Genomic DNA, 237 nt, shown 5'->3' with positions numbered 1-237 from the left:
AAAGAAAGGTTTAGAAGAACAAAGTTCATTATAATCTTGAATTTCTAGTTTATTTGTATTCAAAACCATCAATCTTGCACTTTGTAATTCATTTGAAAAATCTAAGATATGAAACATTATCCAAATGATTTCTATATCTTTTTCAAAAACAACAATATGTTGATGATTTTTATTTTGCAATAAAGCTTTAAATAAAATTCCATTTCCAAAACCATAAAAATATAATACAGGATAAAG

At 22.4% G+C, this 237-nt stretch carries 1 pseudogene; it reads right to left on the bottom strand.

Annotation, left to right across the window (positions count from 1 at the left end):
- A pseudogene (locus tag ELQ06_RS08600) lies at positions 1–237 on the bottom strand (motility associated factor glycosyltransferase family protein); the annotation flags it as partial.

Source organism: Campylobacter sp. CH246 (assembly GCF_004378835.1).
Taxonomy (GTDB): Bacteria; Campylobacterota; Campylobacteria; order Campylobacterales; family Campylobacteraceae; genus Campylobacter_D; species Campylobacter_D jejuni.
Note: the sequence above shows the minus strand (reverse complement) of the source record. Positions and strands in the feature narration are given on the sequence as shown.